General features: G+C 67.3%; 22 protein-coding genes and 1 pseudogene. 10 read left to right on the top strand and 13 right to left on the bottom strand.

Going from position 1 to position 24029, the window contains the following annotated elements:
* From H0X91_RS31335 to H0X91_RS31345, 3 genes are all read left to right on the top strand, one after another.
* Positions 1–126 (top strand): 4Fe-4S dicluster domain-containing protein (locus H0X91_RS31335; protein ID WP_141718689.1); only part of this gene is annotated, 126 nt, incomplete at its 5' end.
* A gap of 49 nt (positions 127–175) precedes the next feature.
* A complete protein-coding gene (gene bktB, locus H0X91_RS31340; RefSeq protein WP_034203733.1) occupies positions 176–1369 on the top strand; it encodes a beta-ketothiolase BktB in 1194 nt (397 codons plus the stop codon).
* A 38-nt stretch (positions 1370–1407) separates the two neighbouring features.
* The gene (locus tag H0X91_RS31345) at positions 1408–2262 is read left to right on the top strand and encodes a 3-hydroxybutyryl-CoA dehydrogenase (protein WP_196433639.1); all 855 of its coding nucleotides are present in this window, start codon (positions 1408–1410) and stop codon (positions 2260–2262) included.
* Between the two features lie 71 nt (positions 2263–2333).
* On the opposite strand, the gene H0X91_RS31350 is transcribed toward H0X91_RS31345, so the two are convergent.
* Positions 2334–2999 (bottom strand): TetR/AcrR family transcriptional regulator, encoded by a 666-nt coding sequence (locus H0X91_RS31350; protein WP_077057093.1) that lies wholly within the window; start codon positions 2997–2999, stop codon positions 2334–2336.
* 94 nt (positions 3000–3093) lie between these two features.
* Between H0X91_RS31350 and H0X91_RS31355 the strand changes: the two genes are divergently transcribed.
* Together H0X91_RS31355 and H0X91_RS31360 are read left to right on the top strand one after the other, a co-directional pair.
* Positions 3094–3924 carry an NmrA family transcriptional regulator gene (locus H0X91_RS31355; RefSeq protein WP_034203732.1) on the top strand — a complete coding sequence of 277 codons (831 nt, stop codon included), beginning with the start codon at positions 3094–3096 and terminating at the stop codon, positions 3922–3924.
* On the top strand, positions 3921–4406 hold the full coding sequence (locus H0X91_RS31360; RefSeq protein ID WP_058903737.1) for an anthrone oxygenase family protein: 486 nt from the start codon (positions 3921–3923) through the stop codon (positions 4404–4406). Before H0X91_RS31355 ends, H0X91_RS31360 begins: the two co-directional genes overlap by 4 nt.
* A gap of 14 nt (positions 4407–4420) precedes the next feature.
* On the opposite strand, the gene H0X91_RS31365 is transcribed toward H0X91_RS31360, so the two are convergent.
* Positions 4421–5221, bottom strand: coding sequence for an AraC family transcriptional regulator (locus tag H0X91_RS31365; protein ID WP_059721730.1), 801 nt, complete (start codon positions 5219–5221; stop codon positions 4421–4423).
* Between the two features lie 90 nt (positions 5222–5311).
* On the opposite strand from H0X91_RS31365, the gene H0X91_RS31370 reads away from it, so the two are divergent.
* Positions 5312–6220: a DMT family transporter gene (locus H0X91_RS31370; protein ID WP_006489731.1), complete on the top strand. Its 909-nt coding sequence runs from the start codon at positions 5312–5314 to the stop codon at positions 6218–6220.
* Between the two features lie 32 nt (positions 6221–6252).
* Positions 6253–7194: an ATP-binding protein gene (locus tag H0X91_RS31375; RefSeq protein WP_069353749.1), complete on the top strand. Its 942-nt coding sequence runs from the start codon at positions 6253–6255 to the stop codon at positions 7192–7194.
* 8 nt (positions 7195–7202) lie between these two features.
* On the opposite strand, the gene H0X91_RS31380 is transcribed toward H0X91_RS31375, so the two are convergent.
* The 3 genes from H0X91_RS31380 to deoC form a co-directional block, all read right to left on the bottom strand.
* Positions 7203–8069, bottom strand: a complete 867-nt coding sequence (locus tag H0X91_RS31380; protein ID WP_012493784.1) for a DUF2071 domain-containing protein — start codon at positions 8067–8069, stop codon at positions 7203–7205.
* Positions 8070–8253: 184 nt separating this feature from the next.
* Positions 8254–9165 carry a phytanoyl-CoA dioxygenase family protein gene (locus H0X91_RS31385; protein WP_034203727.1) on the bottom strand — a complete coding sequence of 304 codons (912 nt, stop codon included), beginning with the start codon at positions 9163–9165 and terminating at the stop codon, positions 8254–8256.
* 433 nt (positions 9166–9598) lie between these two features.
* Positions 9599–10279 carry a deoxyribose-phosphate aldolase gene (deoC, locus tag H0X91_RS31390; protein ID WP_034203726.1) on the bottom strand — a complete coding sequence of 227 codons (681 nt, stop codon included), beginning with the start codon at positions 10277–10279 and terminating at the stop codon, positions 9599–9601.
* A 146-nt stretch (positions 10280–10425) separates the two neighbouring features.
* Here deoC and deoR point away from each other — a divergent pair, with 146 nt between their 5' ends.
* On the top strand, positions 10426–11196 hold the full coding sequence (gene deoR / locus H0X91_RS31395) for a DNA-binding transcriptional repressor DeoR (protein ID WP_006491525.1): 771 nt from the start codon (positions 10426–10428) through the stop codon (positions 11194–11196).
* 58 nt (positions 11197–11254) lie between these two features.
* On the opposite strand, the gene H0X91_RS31400 is transcribed toward deoR, so the two are convergent.
* The 6 genes from H0X91_RS31400 to H0X91_RS31425 form a co-directional block, all read right to left on the bottom strand.
* Positions 11255–12307: an aldose 1-epimerase family protein gene (locus tag H0X91_RS31400; RefSeq protein ID WP_058903735.1), complete on the bottom strand. Its 1053-nt coding sequence runs from the start codon at positions 12305–12307 to the stop codon at positions 11255–11257.
* A gap of 2 nt (positions 12308–12309) precedes the next feature.
* Positions 12310–13683 (bottom strand): L-fucose:H+ symporter permease, encoded by a 1374-nt coding sequence (fucP, locus tag H0X91_RS31405; protein ID WP_006498514.1) that lies wholly within the window; start codon positions 13681–13683, stop codon positions 12310–12312.
* Between the two features lie 40 nt (positions 13684–13723).
* Positions 13724–14650 carry a ribokinase gene (gene rbsK / locus H0X91_RS31410; RefSeq protein WP_006489721.1) on the bottom strand — a complete coding sequence of 309 codons (927 nt, stop codon included), beginning with the start codon at positions 14648–14650 and terminating at the stop codon, positions 13724–13726.
* Positions 14651–15007: 357 nt separating this feature from the next.
* A complete protein-coding gene (locus tag H0X91_RS31415; protein WP_196433640.1) occupies positions 15008–16435 on the bottom strand; it encodes an efflux transporter outer membrane subunit in 1428 nt (475 codons plus the stop codon).
* Positions 16432–19620, bottom strand: coding sequence for an efflux RND transporter permease subunit (locus tag H0X91_RS31420; protein ID WP_196433641.1), 3189 nt, complete (start codon positions 19618–19620; stop codon positions 16432–16434). The genes H0X91_RS31415 and H0X91_RS31420 overlap by 4 nt, the downstream gene beginning before the upstream one ends.
* Before the next feature lie 12 nt (positions 19621–19632).
* Positions 19633–20889, bottom strand: coding sequence for an efflux RND transporter periplasmic adaptor subunit (locus tag H0X91_RS31425; RefSeq protein ID WP_006489739.1), 1257 nt, complete (start codon positions 20887–20889; stop codon positions 19633–19635).
* 323 nt (positions 20890–21212) lie between these two features.
* Between H0X91_RS31425 and H0X91_RS31430 the strand changes: the two genes are divergently transcribed.
* Positions 21213–21962 carry a response regulator gene (locus H0X91_RS31430; RefSeq protein WP_102898717.1) on the top strand — a complete coding sequence of 250 codons (750 nt, stop codon included), beginning with the start codon at positions 21213–21215 and terminating at the stop codon, positions 21960–21962.
* A complete protein-coding gene (locus tag H0X91_RS31435; protein WP_043205951.1) occupies positions 21946–23223 on the top strand; it encodes an ATP-binding protein in 1278 nt (425 codons plus the stop codon). The genes H0X91_RS31430 and H0X91_RS31435 overlap by 17 nt, the downstream gene beginning before the upstream one ends.
* Positions 23224–23253: 30 nt before the next feature.
* Here H0X91_RS31435 and H0X91_RS31440 read toward each other — a convergent pair.
* Together H0X91_RS31440 and H0X91_RS31445 are read right to left on the bottom strand one after the other, a co-directional pair.
* Positions 23254–23530: pseudogene (locus tag H0X91_RS31440) on the bottom strand (LysE family translocator); the annotation flags it as partial.
* A 17-nt stretch (positions 23531–23547) separates the two neighbouring features.
* Positions 23548–23889 carry a hypothetical protein gene (locus tag H0X91_RS31445; protein ID WP_196433646.1) on the bottom strand — a complete coding sequence of 114 codons (342 nt, stop codon included), beginning with the start codon at positions 23887–23889 and terminating at the stop codon, positions 23548–23550.
* Between the last annotated feature and the right edge of the window lie 140 nt (positions 23890–24029).

Consider the following 24029-nt stretch of genomic DNA (forward strand, 5'->3'; position numbering starts at 1 on the left):
GAGCGCCTCGTGATCAACGCGCAGAACTGCGTGCACTGCAAGACCTGCGACATCAAGGACCCGACGCAGAACATCGTGTGGGTCACGCCGGAAGGCGGCGGCGGGCCGAATTACCCGAACATGTAACGCAACGCATCCCCGCGCCCCGCGGGCGCGAACGAACCGGAGTGAGACGATGAGCAATGCAGCGAAGGAAGTCGTGGTGGTGAGCGGTGTCCGTACCGCGATCGGTGATTTCGGCGGCAGCCTGAAGGATTTCTCGCCGACCGACCTCGGCGCGAAGGTGGTCGCCGAAGTGCTGTCGCGCGCGAACGTGCCGGGCGACGCGGTCGGGCACGTCGTGTTCGGCCACGTCGTGAACACCGAGCCGAAGGACATGTATCTCGCGCGCGTCGCGGCGATCAACGGCGGCGTCGCGCAGCACACGCCGGCGTTGACCGTGAACCGCCTGTGCGGCTCGGGCCTGCAGGCGATCGTGTCGGCCGCGCAGACGATCATGCTCGGCGATGCCGACGTCGCGATCGGCGGCGGCTCGGAGAGCATGAGCCGCGCGCCGTACACCGTGCCGGCCGCGCGCTTCGGCCAGCGCATGGGCGACGGCAAGCTCGTCGACATGATGCTCGGCGCGCTGCACGACCCGTTCCAGACGATCCACATGGGCGTGACGGCCGAGAACGTCGCGAAGAAATACGACATCTCGCGTGAAGCGCAGGACGCGCTGGCGCTCGAATCGCATCGTCGCGCGGCGCGCGCGATCGCGGAAGGGCGCTTCAAGGACCAGATCCTGCCGATCTCGATCCGCACCAAGAAGGGCGAAGTCGCGTTCGACACCGACGAGCACGTGCGTCACGACGCGAGCGCGGACGATTTCACGAAGCTCAAGCCGGTGTTCGCGAAGGAGAACGGCACCGTGACGGCCGGCAACGCGTCGGGCATCAACGATGCCGCGGCCGCCGTGCTGATGATGAGCGCGGACGCCGCGCGCGCGCAGGGCGTGAAGCCGCTCGCGCGCCTCGTCGCGTATGCGCACGCGGGCGTCGATCCGGCGTACATGGGCATCGGCCCGGTGCCGGCCACGCAGAAGGCGCTCGAACGCGCGGGCCTGAAGATCAGCGATCTCGACGTGATCGAAGCGAACGAGGCGTTCGCCGCGCAGGCCTGTGCGGTCACGCAGGCGCTCGGCCTCGATCCGGCCAAGGTCAACCCGAACGGTTCGGGCATCTCGCTCGGTCACCCGATCGGTGCGACCGGCGCGCTGATCACGGTGAAGGCGCTGTACGAGCTGAAGCGCATCGGCGGGCGTTACGCGCTCGTGACGATGTGCATCGGCGGCGGCCAGGGGATTGCGGCGATCTTCGAGAACATCTGATAATCGACCGCTCAGCATCCGAACACACAGGACATTTCATGGCCATCGAAACCGTCGGCGTCGTGGGCGCCGGAACCATGGGTAACGGCATTGCGCAAACGGCGGCCGTTGCAGGACTGAACGTCGTGATGATCGACGTCAGCGACGCCGCGCTCGACAAGGGCCTCGCGACGCTGAAGGGCAGCCTCGAGCGGCTCGTGTCGAAGGACAAGCTCGACGCGGCCGCACGCGATGCGGCGCTCGCGCGCATCACGACGTCGACCGACTACGCGAAGCTCGCCGTCGTCGACATCGTGATCGAAGCCGCGACCGAGAACGTCGAGCTGAAGGGCCGCATCCTGAAGCAGATCGAGGCCGTCGCACGCCCGGACGCGATCATCGCGACCAACACGTCGTCGATCTCGATCACCGCGCTCGCGGCGCCGCTCGCCGATCCGTCGCGTTTTCTCGGCATGCACTTCTTCAACCCGGTGCCGCTGATGCCGCTCGTCGAGATCATCCGCGGGCTGCAGACGAGCGACGCGACCGCGTCGGCCGTGCGCGCGCTGACTGAGCGTTTCGACAAGTCGCCGATCGGCGTGCGCAATTCGCCGGGCTTCGTCGTGAACCGGATCCTGGTGCCGATGATCAACGAAGCGTTCTTCGTGCTGGCCGAAGGCATCGCGTCGGCCGAGGAGATCGACGCGGGGATGAAGCTCGGCGCGAACCACCCGATCGGGCCGCTCGCGCTGGCCGACCTCGTGGGCCTCGACGTGTGCCTCGCGGTGATGGACGTGTTCGTGAAGGACTTCGGCGATCCGAAGTATCGCGCGTGCCCGCTGCTGCGCGAGATGGTGTCGGCCGGGCGGCTCGGGCGCAAGACCGGGCGCGGCGTGTACGACTACAGCAAGTAAGCGGCGCGTCATGCCACTTCGCGCGGCCGCCTTCGGGCGGCCGCGTGCATGGTGCGGCGCGCGCGGCGCGATTACGCGTCGAGCACCGACAGGTCGCGCGGCAGCGCGCGCTTGAACATCGCCAGCATGTGCCGCGCCGCCTTCGGCGGCAGCGTGATCGCATGGCGTACGGCCGCCGCGATCTGGATCATTATCAGTTCCGCGAATGCGCTGCGCTGTGCGCGCGTCGTGTCGGGCGCGACTTCCGCCAGCGCATCCGCGAACAGTCCGGCCAGGAATTCGCCGTCCGCGCGATCCAGTGCCTGCAGCGCGCGATCGGCCTGCGTCGCGCGCCAGATGTCGCGCATCAGCGGCTCGTCGACGAACATCCGGTAGTAGCTGTCCGTGATGCGCGCGAGCGTGGCGTGCAGATCGTCGATCGTCTTCATTCCCGCGAGGTCGCGCCGCACGCAGTCGTGGCCGACGGCGTTGTAGCGCTCCGCGAGCGTGCCGATCACCGCGGCCTTGTCCGGAAAGTACTGGTACAGCGAACCGAACGAGATGCCCGTGCGTTCGACGATGTCGCTCATCCGGAACGCGTCGCAGCCTTTCTCGATCATCACTTCCGACGCGCACGCGAGGATGCGCTCGAACCGCTCGCGGCTGCGCTGCTGCGTCGGTACCAGCCGCGCGCGCGCCGGCGCGTCCGCTGCCGCCGCGTCGGGCTCGTCGCTCTGCCCCGATTTTTGTCGGCCCATGCCGCCTCCCGAAAAGCTTGACGTTCCTAATGCGAGAGTCTATCGTGTTTTTGAAACACGAGAGATTCTCGTGTTTTTCCAAAAGGAGACGCACATGTCGGCACTTCCCCTCCTCATCGTCGGCGGTTCGGGCAAGACGGGCGCCCGCGTCGATGCCCGGCTGCGTGCGCGCGGCCATGCGACACGGCCGGTATCGCGCACGTCGGCCGTCCGCTTCGACTGGACGGCGCCCGAAACGTGGCCGGCCGCGCTCGATGGGGTGTCGGCCGCCTATGTGACCTACCAGCCCGATCTGGCCGTCGAAGGCGCGGTGGACGCGATCGCCCGATTCGCGCGGCTCGCGCGGGACCTCGGCGTCGAGCGCGTGGTGCTGCTGTCCGGGCGCGGCGAGCCGCGCGCACAGGCCGCCGAGGCTGCGTTGCAGGCGTCGGGCGTGGGCTGGGGTGTCGTGCGGGCAAGCTGGTTCAACCAGAACTTCTCCGAAGGCTATCTGCTCGACGGCGTGCTGGCCGGCGAAGTCGCGCTGTCGGCCGGCGCGGTGCGCGAGCCGTTCGTCGATGCGGACGACATCGCGGACGTGGCCGTGGCCGCGCTCACCGATGCGCGGTTCGCGGACCGCGTGATCGAGGTCACCGGCCCGCGCGCGCTGACGTTCGCGGAAGCGGTCGACGAAATCGCGCGGGCCGCCGGGCGGCCGATCGCCTACCGCGAGATTCCGCACGATGCATTCGTCGCGGGGCTGCGCGAGGTCGGCGTGCCGGAGCCGGTCGTCGCGTTGCTCGACGACCTGTTCGACGGGGTGCTCGACGGGCGCAACAGCGCGGTGACGCACGGCGTCGACGCCACGCTCGGGCGCCCGGCGCGCGATTTCTCCGACTATGCGCGCGCGGTCGCCGCGACCGGCGTATGGAGCGCCCGACCATGATCGCGTTCGTGACGGCCGCGTTGCTGTGGGGTTCCGCCATCGGCTGCGGGCTGATGGCCGGCGTGTACTTCGCGTTCTCGACGTTCGTGATGACGTCGCTCGGACGGCTCGCGCCGCCGGCCGGCGCGGCCGCGATGAACGCGATCAACGTCGACATCGTGCGTTCGCCGTTCATGCCGCTGTTTCTCGTCACGACGCTGATGGCGCTCGCGCTCGTCGTGATCGCGCTGTTCGATCGCGATTCGCCGGGCGCGATGGCGGCGCTCGCCGGCGGCGTGCTGTACGTGTTCGGCATGTTCGCGGTGACGCTGGCCGTCAACGTGCCGCTCAACGATGCGCTCGCCGCAGCCGATCCGGCCACGGCGCAAGGCGCGGCGCTGTGGACGCGCTACCTGCACGACTGGACGAGGTGGAATCACGTGCGCACGGTGGCATCGGCCGCCGCATGCGCATGCTTCATCGCGGCACTCGCGGCGCGCTAGCGGCAGCGCCGCCGTTACGCGTAAAACGCCGACGGCGACATCCCGAAGTGCCGCTTGAACATCGCGGAGAACGCGCTCTGGCTGCTGTAGCCGTGATCCATCGCGACGGTCAGCACTTTTTCGCCGTGCGCCAGACGCTTGAGTGCGAGCAGCAGCCGCGCCTGCTCGCGCCAGCGGCGGAAGCTGAGCCCCGTCTCGCGCCGGAACGCGCGATGCAGCGTGCGGACCGACAGGCCGAGCAGGTCGGCCCACTCGGCGATCGTGCGCAGGTCGTCGGGCGTGGCGACCAGCGTGTCGCAGATCGTCCGCAGGCGCGCGTCGTGCGGCCACGGCAGGTACAGCGGCAGCAGCGGCGCGACGGTCACTTCCGCAAGCAGCAGGTGCATCAGGTGATCGTGGCGCGAGCCCGGCGCGTAATCGAGCGGCACGTCGACCGCGGCGAGAATCAGCTCGCGCAGCAGCGGATGCACTTCGACGACGCAACTGCGCGCGGGCAGGTGCTCGACCGCGCCCGGCTCGACGAACACCGTGCGCATCTGCACGTCGCCGCTCATCTGCACCGTATGGTCGAGCCCGGCTTCGAGCCATACGCCGCGCGTCGGCGGCACGACCCACGATGCACCTTCGGATTCGACGTGCATCACGCCCTCGATCGCATAGAGCAGTTGCGCGCGCCGATGGCGGTGCGGCGCGATCGACGTGCCGTGCACGTAGGTGGCCGCCATCGCCGACACGGGCATCGGCGTCGATTCGTAGCGCAGGTGCGCAAACGGCGGGGTGGACTCGAGTGTCCGATTGGCGACAAGTCGTGACATTTTGGCGTGAGACAGGCAGTGGGCGGGCGGGCACGATGGCGTTCCGATTCACGCCAGCCTCCCTGTCACGATATTAATCCGTCCAACGCGATGAACAAGTCTCCTTTTCTGCTCCCCTTCTGCGCGATCGCGCTGTGGGCCGGCAACGTCGTCGTCTCGAAGCTGTCCGCGTCGACGATCGACCCGTCGGCCATCACGTTCTACCGGTTGCTGCTCGCCGTCGCGCTGATGAGCGTCTTCACGCTGCGCCCCGCGTGGCGCAATCGCGCGGTGCTCGTCGCGCACCTGCCGAAGCTCGCGGTGCTCGGCTTTCTCGCGATGGCGCTGTTCCAGAGCCTGTCCTACGAGGCCGCGAAAACGACCAGCGCGACCAACATGGCGATCATCACCGCGCTCGTGCCGCTGATGACGATGCTGCTGAGCTCGCTGCTGCTCGGCGATCCGCCGGGCGCCGGCATGATCGGCGGCGGCGTGCTGTCGCTCGCGGGCGTCGTCTACCTGATCGCCGAAGGGCACCCGACGGCGATCGCCGCGCGCGGCGTGCAGCTGGGCGACCTGCTGATGCTGGCCGCGTCGGCCGCGTACGCGCTGTACGGCGTGCTGCTCAAGCGCTGGCGCATCGGCGCGCTGCCCGCGTGGCAGTCGACTTACGTGCAGGCGCTGGCCGCGCTCGTGTTCATGGCGCCGATGCTGCTGCGGCTGCCTGCGCAGGCCGCATGGCCGACGCGCGCGAGCGTGCCGCTGATCCTGTATGCCGGCGTGCTGGCGTCGGTGGTGCTCCCGTATTTGTGGATGCAGGGCGTGCGGCTGCTCGGCCCGAGCCGCTGCGCGATGTTCATGAACCTGCTGCCCGTGATGACGGCCGGCGGCGCGATCGTGCTGCTCGGCGAATCGCTGCGGCTGTATCACCTGATCGGCGGCGGTGTCGCGCTGCTCGGCGTCGCGCTCGCGCAGCGGTTTCCGTTTCAAGCCGGTGCATCGCAAGGAGCCCGCCAATGAGCGCGCATGCGGACCTCCAGGATCTGATGGCCATGCTGCCGGACGAACGCGCGCCCGGTGCCGCGCCGGCGCTCGCGCGCCAGCTCGAACGGATCGCGACCGCGCTCGAGGCGTTGGCGGGCATCCGCCAGCCGGCCGCGATCGATTTCGATGCGGCCATTGCGTTTCGCTGGTGCGGTGTCGGCGGCGGCCATCGAACGGCGCCGCTCGAACCGATCGCCACGCCCGCGCTCGTCGGGTTCGACGCGCTGCGCAACGTCGGCCGGCAGGCGGCGATCGTCGAGCGGAACACGCGCCAGTTCGTGCACGGGTTCGCGGCCAATCACGTGTTGCTGACCGGCGCACGCGGTACCGGCAAGTCGTCGATCGTGAAGGCGTGCCTGCATGCGTTCGCGGCGCACGGCCTGCGGTTGATCGAGGTCAGCAAGGAAGGGCTGAACGATCTGCCGGCGATCGTCGAGCTGGTGCGCGCGCGGCCCGAGCGCTACCTCGTGTTTTGCGACGACCTGTCGTTCGAGGCCGGCGAGACCGGCTACAAGGGCCTCAAGACGGTGCTCGACGGCTCGGTCGCGAGCGACCTGTCGAACGTGCTCGTGTACGCGACGTCGAATCGCCGCCACCTGATGCCCGAGCAGGCGAGCGACAACGCGAACGTGACGCGTGCGGAGAACGGCGAGCTGCACCCGGGCGACGCGGTCGAGGAGCGGATTTCGCTGTCCGAGCGCTTCGGGATCTGGGTCACGTTCTACGGCTTCACGCAGGACGAGTACCTGGCCGTCGTCGAGAGCCGGCTCGGCGCCGCCGGTTTCGATGACGCGCAGGTTCGCGCGGCCCGCGAGCCCGCGCTGCAGTGGGCGCTCGAACGCGGCGCGCGTTCGGGCCGCATCGCGGTGCAGTTCGCGCGCGATTACGCGGGACGGCTCGCGGACGAAAGCGGTGCGGACGATCGCCCGCCGGGGCGCCGGCGCGCCTGAGCCGCGCGCTACAGCAGCCGCTCGGACAGGACGCGGAATGCGACGTCCGGCACGACGAAGCACAGCGGCTCGCCGGTCGCGCCGATGCGGGCGAGGAAGTCGCCGCCGCCTGCGGGGCCGATCGTCTTGAGCGGCCGCACCGCGTCGACGTCGATCGGCAGGTCGATCGACGCATGCGCGAGGCGATCGCAGTCTGCCACATGGGCGACGGCCGCGTGCTGCAGCGACAGCGCGGCGACCGCCGCGCGCCAGTCGTCGAAGAACGGCGCGAAGGCGTCGGGCAGCGTGCGGTCGTGCGACGCTTCGGCCGTGCAGCGGAAGTCGGGTGCGCTGCCGCCGCTCGCGGCCAGCAGCGTGTCGTAGCGTCCGTCGCGCGCCGCATGCGTGAAGGGCCGCGCGAGATGCGACGGCAGCGCGTCGCTGAACAGCCGGCTGCCGAGTGCATAGAGCGGGTGGTCGAACACGTTCTTCACGAACAGCACGGTGCGCCCGGCCGGCGCGCCGTCCGGCAGCGCGTCGACGTAGAGCCGCCAGTTGCTTTGCAGCGGCGACGGAAACACGCGCCGCAGCGGGCCGGCGAGCCGCGGGCCGAAGTGGCGGTGCCGGTAGGTGAGCGTCGTGAACAGCGTGCGGCCGCCACGGCTCGCGAGCGTGACGCCGCGCGGCACGAGCGGCGCGACGGCCGCGACATCGACGACCCACGTGCAATACACGACGTGCTCGACGTCGCTCGCGAGCTGCAGGAACGGCAGCCGCGACAGCAGCGCGCGGCGTGCGCGCAGCAGCGGGCCGCTCGCGACGATCCGGTTGGCGAGCCGGCCGGCGAAGCCGGAGGACGGGTAGACGAAGGTATTGTCGTAGCGCATGGGCGGCATTGTGCCGGGGTTGTCATGTGTGCGGAAGAGGCGAGCCAGCGTCCTTGGCCGAACGCCGTGCATTTGCCGGACGCCGCCCGCATGATGCACGCTCGTGCGACGGATCGCGCCGGAATCGATGGAAAATTTCCGCCGACCCGCGCGTACGGGAGATGGGGCAGCGCTCCACCGATCCCGCCGCGATTCATTCCGGCTCGGGTTCGCGCATCGGTTGCCGCGGCGCGTTCAGCCAACGCGCGATCCTGCCGCCCGCGAGTCGCCACTCGAACGGATTGCGAAAATCGAACGTGTACAGTTCGTGCAGAAGGGACGGCCAGCACCCACGTAGATTCCGGGACGCCTGGGAGCGCTCGATGCGCGAGGGGCGCCACGTGTCGTGCCAGGGAAAGTTCGTCGTCGTACTCGAGCACCGTCGTGGTAACCGGAAATTGAGCGCATACGCGTACCGCGGCCGATCCGAGAAGTTTGCCCCCGCGGCGTGCAGCGTGCGCCCCGCATGCACGGTGCAGTCTCCCGGCATCAACGGACACGTCACGGCGCGCGCCGGATCGAATCCGCCGACACACTCGAGTCCATGGGCGGTCACGTCGCCCCCGAGCGGTACGTGCGGAAGGACGTCGTACAGATGAGACCCGGGGATGAACCGCATGCACCCGTTGTCGACCGACACGGCTTGCAACGGAATCCAGAAGTTGACTTCGCGATGGTCGATGCGCGCGTCGGTAAACGCGTCGTCCTGATGCCATGGCGTCACGGTGTCCGTACGCGACTGCTTCAGGAAAAAGCTGTCGCCGGCAAAACGAACATTCGGGCCGAGCAGCGCCTTGGCGATATCGAACGCGGCGCAGCGGATACGGAGTTTCGCCAGCCGACGCTCGAAATAGGACGCCCAGTGAAGTTGGAGAAGTTGAGGCCCGGAATCGCCCCCGTTCGACTCGGGATAGAAATCGAACATCAGGCCCTGGGCGTAGCCCGTGCGACTGCCGAGCAGACGATGGCCGATTTCGCGCAAGTCCTCGATCTCCGCGGTGTCGATCAGCCCGTTGATGACCGCAAAGCCGTCGTGATGGAACCGGGACCGAAGATTGGCTTGCATTGGAACCTTGACGATGAGTTCACGGATCGCGAAGCGATGCAGACGGCCTCTGATCTTTCGATTTTCGTATTTTCGCGAAGGACGCTTCTGTTCGATACCTTACGTTGGTTGCCGACGGCCGAGCAGCCCGACGCGTTCTGCGACAAGGGCTATCGGGTCGTGAATGGCGCGGGCGGGGCAACGTGGACGTCGCGATGCCGCCACGTGCCGGGCGAGCGCAGTACCCGGCCGGCGCCGCCGTAGCGGTGGTGCAGCCGATGTGTGCACCACCGATCGCAGCATCGCCGTGCTGGCCGTCGATGGCGTGTGCCGCACCGAGCGTCGCCTGGCGTGCGTCCGACGTCGGACCGGGTCCGGCCGGAACCTGCGCGAGGCGTTTCGACGGCCAGTCTTGACGCGTGATGCACGCGTGCGAAGGCCGGCCGTTCGCGCGTCAGTACCCCGATCCGCCGCCCGCCTGATCGCTGACGATCGCCACTCCCGAGCTCGTACCGAGCCGCGTCGCGCCGGCTTCGAGCATCGCGAGCGCGGCCGCGCGGTCGCGCACGCCGCCCGACGCCTTCACGCCGAGCGTCGGTCCGACCGTGCGGCGCATCAGCGCGACGTCGGCGAGCGTCGCGCCGCCGTGGCCGAACCCGGTCGACGTCTTCACGAACGCGACGCCGAGATCGCGGCACATCTCGCACACGCGCACCTTCTCGTCGTCGGTCAGCAACCCCGTTTCGAGGATCACCTTGAGCGGCACCGTGCCGCACGCGCGATGCACGGCGTCGATGTCGGCCTTCACGTCGTCGGCGCGGCCGCTTTTCAGCGCGCCGATGTTGATCACCATGTCGATCTCGCCGGCGCCCGCCGCGATCGCGGCGGTGGCTTCGAATGCCTTCGCGGCGGACAGCCCCGCGCCGAGCGGAAAGCCGACCACGGCACACACGAGCACGCCGGTATCGGCCAGCTCGCGCGCGGCGAGCGGCACGTTCGCCGAATTCACGCAGACCGAGTAAAAGCGATGCTCGGCCGCCTGGCGGCAGAGTTCGCGGATCTGCGCGTCGCTCGCGTCGGGCGCGAGCAGCGTGTGATCGATGGTTTGGGCGAGTTGGGCGTTGGAAAGCGGCATGTGTCAGGACTCCACGGATCGTGTGCGGAAAGGGCACACGGAAAGTTGATGTTTTCACATCGGTTTGTTACAAATACGACATTCCGGCCGGGCCCGCGCGCCCGGCACGACGAGCGACTCACGCGGCGGGCACGCAGGATACAGGCATGGAAACAAAGAAGGGCGAGCGGATCAAGACATTGATGAACGTGCTGCAAGGGCAGAACGCGATTCATCTGAAGGAAGTCGCCGAGTTGTTCGGCGTGTCCGAAATGACGATCCGCCGCGATCTCGCGGACAACCCGCACGGCCTCAGCCTGATCGGCGGCTACGTGACGCGCCATTTCGCCGCGCAGCGCAGCGACATCGGCGAATACCTGATCAGCGCCGAGAACAACCGGCAGACCGAGGAAAAGCGCCGCATCGGCAAGCTGGCCGCGCAATTCGTGACGACCGGCGACACGATCTTCGTCGACTGCGGGTCGACCACGCCGTTCATCGTCGATTTCATTGCCGACGACCTCGAATTCACGGCGGTCTGCAATTCGCTGAACGTATTCGCGAAGCTGCAGCAGAAGCCGCATTGCAACGTGATCCTGTGCGGCGGCGCGTATCACCGCCAGAACATGGTGTTCGAATCGGTCGCCGAAACGGGCATCCTCGATTCGGTGCGCGTGTCGAAGGCGTTCATCTCGGCGGCCGGCGTGAGCGACCGCTGCGGCGTCACGTGCTTCAACTTCCACGAAGTCGACGCGAAGAAGAAGGTGATGGCGCGCGCGCAGAACCGCTTCCTGCTGGTCGACCACACGAAGTTCGACGAAGTGCGCGCGGCCTATTTCGCGGAACTGACCGATTTCAACTACGTGATCTCCGACGGGCAACTGAGCCGTCGCTACGAAACCGCGATCCGCGAGCACGGGATCGCGCTCGTGACGTGAGGCGGCGCGGGCGTGCGGCGCGCTTTTCGTCGCGGTTTTCATCACGTTTTCCATCACATCACGCATCGCGCGCTTCCGCCGCGCTCAGGTAGCCGGTGACCACGTCGAAGCGGCGCGACGCGCCCGGCGCCAGCGCCGCGACGTGGCCCTTGCGGCGTTCGGCTTCGTAACCTTCGGGCTCGCAGGTCGACGGCAACGCGAACGCAGCGACCTGCTGGTCCGCGTTGTGCAGGATCCAGCGCGTCGCATGCGGGAATTGCGCGGGGCGGTACGCGGTGTGGAACGCGCCGCCGTCCGGATGCGCGAGCCGGAAATGCGCGACGCCGTCGCCATCCGTTTCAACCTCGTTCATGAAGAACACGATCTCGGGGTCGTACAGCGCGGGCGCATCGAGCGTCGCGAGCCGCGCCGGATCGCGCGCGAGCGTGGCCGTGTAGTCGCGCCACGCGGCGGTCGGCTTCACGTGCGCGGGCACGCTGTCGCGCAGCCGCATGCCGCCAGGCGGGAGCGACTGCTCGAAGCGGCCGCCCGGCACGTACGCGTAGTTCAGGTGGGCCATGTACATCAGGTCCATCGGCGCGCCGCCGAGGTTCGTCACGTCCATCGCGATCGTCATCCGCGCATCGTGCTCGGCCAGCCGCACCGACGGACGCGCGACGTAGTGGCTGCCGAAGCCCTGCACGTATTCGTACTCGCCGGTCACCTCGACCGTCGCGCCGCGCGCATCCGCGCCGACGACGAGGCTCGCGCGGTCCATCGGCGCGCACGGCATCTCGCCGTGCAGCGCGTGCGTGTCGTCCGGCCCCGGGCAGCCGTTGCGCAGCAGTCCGCTGTGGAACATGAAGCAGCCGTAGGTGTCGATGATCGACGCCACGCGCTTCGGCTGCCGGAACATGTGCTTCATCGTCAGGTCGCGGCCGTCGAATTCGGCCGCCCAGATCATCTGGCCGAGATACGGCAGCACGACGAGATGGCCGCGACGGTTCTCGAGCTTCAGCGCCTCGACGCCGGACGGATACGCGAACGCGGTCACGGTGAGGCCGTCGGTGCGGTACAGCGTGCGCGGTGTTTCGCGGAAGTCGTCGCGCCGCAGTTCGATCTCGCCCCGCATCGTCAGGCTCCCGACGTGTTGCGCGTCGCGGCGTAGCGCGTGGACGCGTGGCCGTCGGCCGCCGCGTCGGGCGTCGCCGCCGGCAGGTGACGCAGGCAGTAGAAGCCGTAGTAGACGATCACGACGAAGCAGACGAGCGGCACGACGAACGCGAGCTGCATGTTGCCGCCGGTGTGATCCGAGATCAGCCCCTGGATCAGCGGCACGACCGCGCCGCCGACGATGCTCATCACGAGGATCGAGCCGCCGTATTCGGTGTCCTTGCCGAGGCCGTCGATCGTCAGCCCGTAGATCGTCGGCCAGCACGGGCCGAGGAAGACGCTCACGCACACGGCCGCATAGACGGCGGTGATGTTGTGCACGCTGATCGTGTACGCGAGCAGCGCGATGCACAGGATGCCGTAGACGATCAGCACCTTGGCCGGCCCGACGCGTTTCATCACGAGCGTCGCGACCAGCTTGCCGACGAAGAACGCGAAGAAGGTCGCGAGCAGGTAGCGCGACGCGCCGCGCTCGGTGAGGCCGCCGATCTGCATCGCGAGCCGGATCGTGAAGCTCCACACGCCGACCTGCGCGCCGACGTACAGGAACTGCGCGACCACGCCCGCGACGAAGCGCCGGTTGCCGAACAGCCGCGCGAGCGTGCCGCGCGCGTCGATCCGGTGCGTGACCGCGCCCGTGCCGTTGCCCTTGCAGGCCGGGTACGGCGTGAGCGCAAACACGATGAACACCGCGACGAGCACGACGATCAGCCACTTGTACGGCTCGAGCGTCGCCTGGATCATCGCGAGCTGATGCGTGTGCGCGTCGGCGGCCGACATCGCCGCGAGCTGCGCATGCGACGCGTCGCCTTCCTTGAAGATCAGGAAGCTGCCCATGTAGACGCCGGCCATCGCGCCGAACGGGTAGAACGTCTGCGAGATGTTCAGGCGCCGGGTGCTGGTGCCGCGCGGGCCCATCAGCGTCGAATACGAGTTCGACGCCGTTTCGAGGAACGACAGGCCCGCGGCGATCACGAACAGCGCGACGAGGAACATCCCGTACTTCGCCATCGACGCGGCCGGGAAGAACAGCAGGCAGCCGGTCGTGTAGAGCAGCAGGCCGACGAGGATCGTCGTCTTGTAGCTGAACTTCTTCACGACGGTCGCGGCCGGAATCGCAAGGAAGAAGTAGCCGAGATAGAACGCGGACTGCACGAACGCCGATTCGAAATCGGACAGGAAGAACGATTTCTTGAACTGCGCGATCAGCACGTCGTTCAGGTTCGCGGCGGTGCCCCACAGCGCGAACAGGCAGCACAGCAGCGTGAACGCGAAGAGCGGCGTGCGATTCAGGTAATAGCCGTCGGGGGCGTGTTCGATCCGGGTTCGGCTCATGGGTGTCTCCTTCCCAATGTCTCGTCGATGAAGGCGCCGGTCAGAAGCCGGCGTCGCGGAGAAAGCGTTCGAACGTCGCGGCGTCGGCGTACGACTTTTGCGTGCCGAGGCCCGTGACCGAATGCGCGGCGTACGCGGATGCGTAACGCATCGCATCGATCGCGTCGCGCGACGCCGCATAGCAGCGTGCGAAGCAGCCGATATAGGCATCGCCCGCGCCCGTCGTGTCGCGCGCGTCGACCGGCACGCCCGGCACGTGCCGCACGCCGTCGCGCGATACCAGCAGCGAACCGTTGCTGCCGAGCGTGACGAGCACGTGCTTGAGCCCGCGCGCGACCAGCGCTTCGGCGGCGCGGGTCGCACTTTCGCGCGAATCGACCGGCATACCCGACACGATCGCGAGCTCGGTTTCGTTCGGCACGAAGAATTCGACGGAGCGGATGCGTTCGAAATCGAGGTCGGCGACCGCCGGTGCGGGATTCAGCAGCACCGGAATGCCGTGCCGCGCGCCGAATTCGATCGCGTGATAGACGGTGTCGAGCTCGATCTCGAGCTGCAGCACGATCAGCGCGCATTCGGCGAGCATCGGCGCGGCCGCGTCGATGTCGGCCGGCCGCAGGTGGCGGTTCGCGCCCTTGACGATCAGGATGCTGTTGCTCGAATCGGGCTCGACGAAGATCGGCGCGACGCCGCTCGGCACGCCGGCGACCTTGCGCACGTGCGTGGTGTCGATGCCTTCGCGTTCGAAGTTGCGGATCGTGTTGTCGGCGAACACGTCGTCGCCGACTTTCGTGACCATCACGACGCGCGCGCCGAGGCGCGCGGCCGCGACGGCCTGGTTCGCGCCCTTGCCGCCGCAGCCGAGCTCGAAGTTCGGGGCCTCCAGCGTCTCGCCCCGGGCGGGCATGCGCGCGACATAGGTCACGAGGTCGACCATGTTGCTGCCGATGACGGCGATTGTCTCCATCTGCGTCTCTTCCTTGGTATGGGATGCGCCGCGGCGCGCGCATGGTCGGCGGCCGCTCGCGACAGGTGATAATAAAATCACATTGAATGTGAAAATGCAATCCTATGATGTTAGGAGGGTCACTTTTCGGTCGCTGGCCAGGCGGACGAGACGCCCGCATGCCGCTGTCGGCATGCAAAAAGATTGCACGTGGGAGGGCCGGCGAGGATGGGCCAGAAAGACGGGCTTTCGCGAGAACCGCGCGCGATCCGTCGTGCGCATGGCTGTTTTTAGCAGTCCGTTCCCGCGGGGGAACGAGGCATCGATGGCAAGACGCCCGTGATGTGCGAAAGCGCGTCGGTCACGGGCGTACGGAGGCTACCGCTGCGCCACCGCGCTCGTTTCCCGCCAGCCGCCGCCCAGCACCTTGTACAGCGCGATGAGATTGGACTGCTTGGCGAGCATGTCCGTGACCAGTTGCTGTTGCGCGGCGTAGAGCGTGCGCTGCGCGTCGAGCAGGGTCAGGAAGCTGTCGGTGCCGCTGCGATAGCGTGCCTGCGCGAGGTCGTAGTACTGCCGCGCGGACTCGACGTAGTCGCGATCCGCGGCGACCTGGGTGACGTACGTGGTGCGTCCCGCGAGTGCATTCGACACCTCCTTGAACGCCGTCTGGATGGCCTTTTCATAGTGGGCGACGTCGATGTCCTTCTCGACTTTCGCCACGTCCAGCGTGGCGCGGTTGTAGCCGAAATCGAAGAGCGGCACCGAGAGGGTCGGCGCAAACGTCCACGCCCCCGTGCCCGCCTTGAACAGGTTCGAGAGGCTGCCGCTCGTGGTGCCCGCGGAAGCCGTCAGCTCGATCTTCGGAAAGAACGCGGCGCGCGCCGCACCGATGTTGGCGTTGGCGGCCTTCAGCGTGTGCTCGGCTTCGACGATGTCGGGCCGGCGCGCGAGCAGATCCGACGGCACGCCTTCGCCAATGTCCGCGAACGTGTGCTCGCTTTCCATCAGCGAAGGGCCCTGCGGCAGATCGTCGGGCAGCGGCGCACCGATTTCGGCCACCAGGTTGTTGCGGTCCTGCGCGACCGCACGCGTGTACGAGGCGAGACTCGACCGCGCGCTCGCCAGCGAATTTTCGGCCTGGCGCACGTCCTGCAGCGACGCGCTGCCCATTTTCATCATGTTCACCGTGAGATCGTAGGTGTGCTGGTCCGCATCCACGGTGTTCTGCGCGATCTGCAACGACGTCTCGTCGGAGCGCAGTTGCAGATAGTCGGTGGCGACGGTCGCGATCAGGCTGATCTGCGTGCTGGTGCGCGCGGCGTCCGTGGCGAGGTACTGCTCCAGCGCCTGGCGCTTGAGGCTGCGCAGGCGGCCGAAGAAGTCGATTTCCCACGATGTGAGGCCCACGCTCGCGCTGCTCGAACCGTATGCGCCCGTGGAGCCGGCCACGCGTTCGCGCGTGATCGAGCCGGATGCGTTGATGGCCGGTCCGACGTTGGCGCGCGCTATGCGGTACTGCGCTTCGTACTGCGCCACGTTGAGCGCGGCCACGCGCATGTCGCGGTTGTTCGCGAGCGCGAGTTCGATCAGCTTTTGCAGTCGCGGATCCTTGAAGAAGTCGCGCCAGCCGAGGTCGGCTCCCAGCGGTGCCGCAGCCGTGCTCTGCGCGGCCTTCGGCTGCGACCGCGAGGGCACGGTGGACCAGGTATTGTCGACCGGTGCGGCCGGCCTGTGGTACGTCGGGTCCAGCGTGCAGCCTGCCAGCATGCCCATGCAGACAAGGGCGATCAGTGTGCGTTTCATGCGTTGCCCTCGTTGATGCCGGCGGAGTCCGTCGTGTGACCGTGTTCGTTGAACAGTCTGCGCACCACGACGAAGAAGACCGGTACGAAGAAGATGGCGAGCACCGTGGCCGCGATCATGCCGCCCGTCACGCCCGTGCCGATGGCGTGGCGTGCGCCGGCGCCGGCACCCGTACTGATGACGAGCGGCAGGACGCCGAACACGAACGCGAGCGAAGTCATGAGAATGGGGCGCAGCCGCATGTGGGCGGCTTCGAGTACGGCGTCCACGAGGCTGCGTCCCTGCGCTTGCAGATCCTTCGCGAACTCGACGATCAAGATGGCGTTCTTCGTGGACAGACCGATAGTGGCCAGCAGCCCCACCTTGAAATAGATGTCGTTCGAAAGCCCGCGCCCATGAGCGGCAAGTAACGCGCCCAGCACACCGAGCGGCACGACGAGCAGCACCGCAAGCGGAATCGACCAGCTTTCGTAGAGGCCCGCCAGGCACAGGAACACGACGACGAGCGAGATCGCATAGAGCACCGTGGCTTGCGAGCCGGCCTGCTTCTCCTGATACGACTGGCCCGTCCATTCCACGGCGAAGCCGGGCGGCAGTTTGCGTGCAAGCTGTTCGACTGCCGTCATTGCCTCGCCGGTGCTCACGCCGGGCCGCGTGGCGGCCGAAATGCCGGTGGCGAGCTGCCGGTTGTAGCGTTCGATCTGTGGCGGCCCGAACGTCCAGTGGCTCTTTGCGAACGACGAGAAGGGCACCATCGTGGAGTCGTAGCCGGTCGTGCTCGTGGTGGTGCTCGAGGACGACGAACTCGACGCACTGCTGCTTGCCTTCACATACCAGTCGCCAAGGTCGGCAGGCATCATGCGATACGGGGCGTCCGACTGCACGTAGACTTTCTGCACGCGCCCCGTGTCGATGTAGTTGTTCACGTAGGACGAACCGAACGCGGTCTGCAGCGTCGCGTTGACGTCGGAGATGGAAAGCCCCAGCGCGTTGGCTTTTTCGCGGTCGATGTCCACCTGCAGCTGCGGCGTGTCTTCAAGGCCGGACGGACGCACCATCGCGAGCGTCGGCTCCTTCGACGCCATGCCGAGAAACTGGTTGCGCACCGCGAGCAGCTTGTCGTGGCCTGCGCCGCCGCGATCTTCTATCTCGAAGTCGAGGCCGCTTTGCGTACCCAGTTCCTGAATGGCGGGCGGGTTCAGCACGAAGATGCGCGCGTCGCGATTGCCGGCGAAATGCTGGTTGGCGCGCGCGATGATGGCCGACACGCTGTCGCGCGAACCGCGCAGGCTCCAGTCCTTGAGCGTCACGAACGCGATGGCGTTGTTCTGCCCCTGGCCGTTGAAGCTGAAGCCGTTGATGGCGATGACCTGCTTGACGCCCGGCTCGTCCTTCAGCACGTACTGCTCCACGGCCTCCACCGTCTTCAGCGTACGCGAGGCCGGCGTGCCCGCGGGCGCGCTGATCGACACGATGAAGTAGCCCTGGTCTTCGTCAGGCAGGAACGAGGAGGGCAACGTGACGTAGAGCAACGCCACGACGCCGGCGATCGCGCCGTAGAGCAGCATGTAACGCGCGGGTCGCGCGACCACGCGTGCGAGCGAGGAACTGTAGCCCGCGTTGCGCTTGGCGAACCACCGGTTGAACCAGCCGAAGAAGCCGCGCTTGTCGTGGTGCTCCACGTCGGCGCGCTTGAGCAGCGTGGCGCACAGCGCCGGCGTGAGCGTAAGCGCGAGCATGACCGACAGCAGCATCGCCGAGACGATGGTGATGGAGAACTGCCGGTAGATCGCGCCCGTGGAGCCCGCGAAGAACGCCATCGGAATGAAGACGGCGGTGAGCACGGTGGTCACGCCGACCAGGGCGCCGGTAATCTGCCCCATCGCCTTGTGCGTGGCTTCCTTCGGGCCGAGCTTCTCCTCGCTCATGATGCGCTCGACGTTTTCCACCACCACGATGGCGTCGTCCACGAGCAGGCCGATGGCGAGCACCATCGCGAACATCGAGAGTACGTTGATCGAAAAACCGATCATCGACATCACGCCGAACGTGCCGAGCAGCGCAACGGGCACCACGAGGGTCGGAATCAGCGTGGCGCGCACGTTCTGCAGGAACAGGTACATCACGAGGAAGACCAGTACGACCGCTTCGAACAGCGTCTTCACGACCTCTTCGATCGAGATGCGAACGAACGGCGTGGTGTCGTACGGGTAACTGATCGCGACGTCCTTCGGCAATTGCAGCTGGATCTCGGCGAGCTTCGCGCGCACGGCGTTGGCCGCGTCCAGCGCGTTGGCGCCGGTGGCGAGCTTGATGGCGAGCGCGGATGCCGGCTTGCCGTTCAGACGAGACGCGGTGTCGTAGCTGTCGCCGCCCACCTCGACGCGCGCCACGTCCTTCAGCAGCACGCGCGAGCCGTCGCTGTTCACGCGCAGCAGGATGCTGGCGAACTGGTCGGCGCTCGTCAGCAGACTCGACGAGCGGATGGTCGCGTTGATGGCCTGCGAATCCGTTGCCGGCGAGCCGCCGACCTGCCCTGTGGAAAGCTCGACGTTCTGGTTCGTGATGGCCGTGGTCACGTCGGAGGGCGCGAGTCCGAAACTGCGCAGCTTCACCGGGTTGAGCCAGATGCGCATCGCGTGCTGCGCGCCGAACAGCGTCACGTCGCCCACGCCGTTCAACTGCGCGAGCGGATCTTCGATCCGGGTCGCGATGATGTTGCCGAGATCCACCGAATTCCAGGTGCCGCCCGGCGACGAGAGCGCGACGATCATGAGGAAGCTCGTCGACGCCTTCGCGACCTGCACACCTTGCTCCTGCACCGTTTGGGGCAGGGTAGGCGTGGCCTGCGTCACCTTGTTCTGCACCTGTACCTGCGCGATGTCGGGATTCGTTCCGGGATTGAACGTCAGCGTGATGGTGGCCTGCCCGGCGGAACTGCTCGTGGACGACATGTACAGCACGTTGTCGATGCCGCTCAGCTTCTGCTCGATCACCTGGGTCACGGTTGCAGCGACGGTGTCGGCGGAGGCGCCGGGGTAAATGGCCGTCACCTGCACCGAGGGCGGCGCGATGGTGGGGTACTGCGCGACGGGAAGACTCGTGACCGCCGCCGCGCCCACCAGCATGATGACGATGGCCATGACCCACGCGAGAATGGGGCGCTTGATGAAGAACTCTGCCATGCCGTTCTCCGCCTAGCGTCGTGCCGACACGGTCGAGGCCGTGTCCGTCGCGGGTGCCGCGGATGCCGCGTTCGCCTGCGTCTGCGGCGTATCGGCCGCCACCTTGACCGGCGCGCCCGCATGCACGCTCTGCAGGCCGCTCACGATCACGCGGTCGCCGGCGTGCAGGCCCGAGGTCACGATCCATTGGTCCCGGAATGCGTTGTCGGCCGTGACTTGCACTTGCCGCGCGTTGCCGGCCGCATCCACGACGTAGACGCTCGCCTTGCCGTCCGACGCGCGCGTCACGGCCATCTGCGGCACGAGTATCGCGTTGTCGTTCTCGCCTTCTTCCAGGCGGGCGCGCACGAACATGCCGGGAAGCAATTCGCGTTCGGGGTTCGGGAACGTGCTGCGCAGCGTGACCGACCCGGTGGTGGCGTCCACCGTGACGCCGGAGAACTGCAGCGCGCCGGGGTGGGCGTATTCGGTGCCGTCTTCCATCACGAGCGTGACGGCGGCGCTGTCGCTGCCCGTTTTCTTCAGGCGCCCGGAAGCGAAGGCCTTGCGAAGCCTCAGCCATTCCGTGCTGGGGCGCGTGACGTCGAGGTACATCCGGTCGAACGCCTGGATGGTGGCGAGCGCGGTGGTCTGGTTCGAGGTCACGAGCGCGCCTTCCGTCACGGTCGATGCGCCGATGCGTCCGGAGATGGGCGCACGCACGTGCGTGTATTCGAGGTTCACGCGCGCGGATTCGAGCGCTGCCTCGTCGGCCGTGACGCTCGCGGCGTCTGCGCGAACCGCGGCGACGGCGTCGTCGTAGTCCTGCTTGCTCACGGCGTTGATCTTCACGAGTTCGGTGAAGCGGTCCGCTTTCGTCTTCGCCGAAGCCAGCGTGGCGCGGGCGTTTTCCAGCGTGCCGCGTGCCTGGTCGTAGGCAGCCTGGTAGGTGGCCGGATCGATCTGGTAGAGCACCTGGCCCGCCTTCACGTCACTGCCTTCCACGAACAAGCGCTTGAGGATGATGCCGCTCACCTGCGGTCGTACGTCGGAGACCTTCTGCGCGGAAAGGCGGCCGGAAAGTTCGGTCGTTTCGACGATCCGCTGCGGCGCGAGCGAGAGCACGCCCACCTGGGCGGTCTGCGTGGCGAAGCCGCCGGGCGGTGCGCCGGTTTGCCTGTTGCAGCCGGCGGTTCCGACTATCGCAAGGATCGAGAGTGCGGCAAACAGCTGGCGCGGCCTGTACGTCATGGGGTGGTGCGCGTGGTTCGCGAGAATGGGCGTCTTCATCTTTGACCTGTTTGGACATCGCGATGTCGCGCGATGCGAGAACGGGACGGCTCCGGACGCTTCAGGGGACCTGGCGGTGCCGGTGCTGGACAAGGCGTAACGCTACCGACGGCGCATTTTTTTGTGCTTACGGAAACTTACTGTCCAGTGACGCGCCTGGAGAGGGGGAAGAGAATCGGGATTTCGGCATACGTAATACCCTCGCGGCCCGGCCCTTGTGCTGGTTCCGTTAGGAATCGCAAATCACAGTAATATTTCGAAAGCCAGTCAGATCGTATCCGGGCTACCATCATTTCGTCCTCACGCCGCCCTGAATACCTGAAATGCACCCACCTTCCATCCCCGGCTCCGCGCCGCAAGTCCTGCTCGTCGACGACGATGCGGAACTGCGCGACCTGCTGCGCAGGTTCTTCCAGCAGCGCGGCATCGAGTTCTCCGTTCTGCACGATGCAACGAATCTCGCGCGGCGGCTGGAGCGCGAACGGCCGGCCATCATCGTGCTGGACCTCATGATGCCGGGCGTGGATGGCCTCACCGCGCTCAAGCAGCTGCGCGCGAGCGGCGACACGATTCCCGTCATCATGCTGACCGCGCGCGCCGACGGCATTGACCGCGTGCTCGGGCTCGAACTCGGGGCGGACGACTATCTGGGCAAGCCGTTCATGCCCCAGGAACTGCTCGCGCGCATCCAGGCAGTGCTGCGCCGCCAAGGGCCACCGCGGACGACAGCGGTGCAGGAGAAGCCCGCTCCGTGCCGGTTCGGCCGCTTCGAACTGGATTTCGCGACGCGCACGCTGCTGTGCGAAGGCACGCCCGTGAAGCTCACCGGCGGCGAGTACGCGCTGCTCGAGGTGCTGGCCTCGCACCCCATGGAAACGCTTTCGCGTACGCGGCTAATCGAATTGCTCCACGGTCCGGATGCCGAAGTGACCGAGCGCGGCATCGACGTGCCGGTATGGCGCCTGCGCCGCCTGATCGAGGACGACCCGTCCAATCCCCGACGGCTGCAAACCGTGCGCGGGATCGGCTACATGTTCATTCCCGACAACCCGGCCGATGAAGAATCCACTTGATACGATGTTCGGCCGGCTCGTCATCACCACGGTGGGCCTGCTGATGCTGGTTCATCTCACGTCGCTGCTGTTGATCGAGCGAACGCGCGCGAGCCTCGCCGCCTTCCATATTTCGCGCGTCGTGGAGGTTGCCGCCGGCATGGACGGGCGGGGCGGCGACGGCGAGCGGTCCGGGGCGGACATCCTCGGTATTTCGTTCGTGGACCTGAAGCAACTGCCGGCCGCCGACGCGCGGCGCTTTCGCGACGACACGAACGGGCCCATCGAACGGCAATTGCGGCACGTGCTGCCGCCGGGCACTCACGTGGCAATGGACGACGACGGCACGCTGCGCGTGCTCCCCGCGGGCAGCACGCGTGGCATCGTGCTGCCGCAAGCCGAGGTGCCGCTGAGCCGTTTCACCGGGGCGCTGGCGTTGACGCTGATGTTCGCCATCGTGGTTGCCGTCGTGCTTGCGTGGCAATTGAATCGCCCCATTCGCGATCTTGCCGCAGCCGCGCGCGAACATCGCACCGGCCACCATCTGAACATGGTGCGCAAGCGCGGGCCGCGCGAATTGCGCGAGCTGATCGGCGACTTCAACGACATGACCGGCGAGCTGGCCGTGGCCGAGCGCGAGCGCGCCGTGATGCTGGCGAGTATCGCGCACGACCTGCGCACACCGATCACACGCATGCAGGTGCGGGCAGACCTGCTGACCGATCGTGGCGATCGCGAGGGCTTTCTGCGCGATACCGAATCCATGTCGCGTGTCATCACGCAGTTTCTCGACTTTGCGCGCGAGATCCCCGAAGGTTCGCCGCGGATCAGCGTGGACACGCATTGCCGTCGCGATTACACCGACGCACCGAGTCCGAGCGGCGAGGCGCACCGGGATGCGCTCGTCACGCTCGATCTTCACGCGGGGCCCGACTTCATGCTACCTGCGGTCGACATCGACCGCATGCTCTCGAACCTCGTCGAAAATGCGCTGACCTACGGCGAGCCGCCCGTGGAGATCACCACGCGAGCGCATGGCGAGCACTACGAACTCGTGGTGCGAGACCACGGGCCCGGCGTATCCGAGCCTGATCTGGATCGCGTGCTGCGTCCGTTTGTCCGGCTCGATCCCGCTCGCGGCGGCACCTCGCACAGCGGTTTGGGCCTGGCCATCGTTCACCGCCTCGTTCGCCATCACGGCGGCACGCTGCAAATTGCCAACGCGGCCGACGGCGGGCTCGTCATAGCGATGCGGTTTCCGAAGCGCGGCGTCGCGCAATGAAGCGCCGCGCGCCGCCCAGCTTGCTTTATGCGTCCATATCTTCAGCGCGAGGAAAAAGATGTAGATGGAACTCGCGAGCTTGACCGCGTCATAAAGCCAGGGCCGGCCCGCAGCGAGCGCGGACAGGAAGAACCCCATCCGGCAATCGCGATCGCGTAGCGAGCGCCTCGGCGACGATCAGCGGCCAGGTGCCACGCAAGCGGACCTTCAAGCCGGACGACAGCAGCAGCGTATTGGTCGGCCCCGGCACGATCGGCACCAGCGACACGTACATCGACATCTTCAGCAAGGCTTCCTGGATGGGCACGCGGCCTCCTCGATTCGTCAGTGTCGCGGTTCGCGGCCGGCCAGCGCTGGCGCGCCGTTGAAATGTTTGAGCGCGAATGCGATTCGCGCTTCCGTGAATGTGCTCGCCTTCATGACCTTTCTGTTCTCCCGCGGGCTCGAGAACACCGCGGTGACGATCCACGCGCTCGCGGCGCGCCTGATCTCTTCGGGCCGTTCGGCATGCTGTCGCGCGCGCTTGGCATGAACATGTCGCAGATGAACCTGCACTTCGACGGCTACCCGGGCGGATGCGTGACGACCGTCGCGCTGGACGCAGACGTCAAATACAAGCTGCTCCAGTGCGTGACGCCGGTGAGCGACGGCAAGAACGTCATGCACATGCTGATCTCGATCAGGAAGGCGCGCGGCGTGCCGCGGCGCGCGATCGACTACCTGCTGTTCGGGCTCCAGACCCGACAGGCGGCGGGGTACGACGTCAGGATCTGGAACGGGATGAAGCCGGACGGCGGCGGTGCGTA

Source organism: Burkholderia sp. 9777_1386 (genome assembly GCF_015712265.1).
Lineage (GTDB): Bacteria > Pseudomonadota > Gammaproteobacteria > Burkholderiales > Burkholderiaceae > Burkholderia > Burkholderia cenocepacia.